We start from the raw sequence: 1,243 nt of genomic DNA, 5'->3' as shown, positions 1-1,243 counted from the left end.
GAGTATCTTCATTTGTAGAAGCAGAATCATCTACTGCTACTGGTGCATCGTTAACAGCATTTACTGTTATAGTTACGGTTGCAGTATCAGTTCCACCATTTCCATCGGAAATAGTATAGGTAAATGAATCTGGGCCGTTATAATTCTCGTTAGGAGTGTAGGTGAAAGTTCCATCTCCGTTTAGAACCAAAGTTCCATTACTTGTATTTGTATTACTAACAATTGTAAGTTCGTCTCCATCTGGATCTGAATCATTTAGCAACACATTTATTGTTACAGGTACATCCTCGTCAGTACTTACCAAATCATCTAATGCAACCGGTGTTCCTTTTACAAGCACTGTAAAACTACAGGATACAATATTACCACCAGAATCTGTTGCCACATGAGTAACTGTAGTTGTTCCTACAGGGAATTGTTCTCCCGAGGCAAAACCAGTGGTTCTTTCCACTGTTGCTCCACAATTATCTGTAGTAGTGATTTCAGAGTAATTGACAATAGCATAGTCTAGGCCCTCTATATTTGTTACAGTGATATTTGCTGGACAATTTATGGAAGGAGGGGTTTCATCCTCTATGATAACAATTTGAATTTGTGTAGAAACATTACCATTTCCATCATCGAAATTCCACGTTATTGTATATGTTCCTTGTTCAGTATATGTTAAAGGATCCTCCGTAGTACCTTGTATATTTCCTTCACAAGTATCAAATGCGGTTGGATTATTAGTTACTGTTGCTAAACATTCCCCTCTTATTGTTGGAAGCTCATCTGCATCAGCTACCGGGGGTTCAGTATCAGGAATTGCTATTATTTCAACTTCTGTTGGAGTTGAGATGCAATCTCCATTAACAAATCTTCCTGTTATAATGTAAGTTCCTGGAGCTAAGTTGTCAAACTCGCCATTTGTTACATAATTCTCACCGTCGATACTGTATTCAATACCTTCAGTTACTATTAATGAAATTGAACCATTATTAAGGCTACAAGTCGTGTTTAAACTAGAATCTACAACTGGGGCTACTGGAGTAGCAATGATCTCTAATTTTACAGGAGTTCTAGTTACACTCTTACAATTTTCATCTTCGTATTGAGCATAATATGTAATGGAATCAACCTCATTTAATATTGGTTCATTAACAACATTCCCATCAATTGCTGCATCATACCAGATTACTCCTACCGTTGAAACTAATGCATCATTAGCATCTAATGTTTGTATAGGATTTTGCTCACACTCTGT

Annotated in this window: 1 protein-coding gene; it reads right to left on the bottom strand. The window is 36.8% G+C overall.

All coding sequences use genetic code 11. The annotated features are described in order from the left end of the window. The coding region (locus ABYT07_RS21255) for a tandem-95 repeat protein (protein WP_372993977.1) at nt 1–1,243 on the bottom strand (1,243 nt) is incomplete at both ends.

Origin of the sequence: Sulfitobacter sp. (assembly GCF_041552635.1) — a bacterium.
Classification (GTDB): Bacteria; Pseudomonadota; Alphaproteobacteria; order Rhodobacterales; family Rhodobacteraceae; genus Sulfitobacter.
Note: the sequence above shows the minus strand (reverse complement) of the source record. Positions and strands in the feature narration are given on the sequence as shown.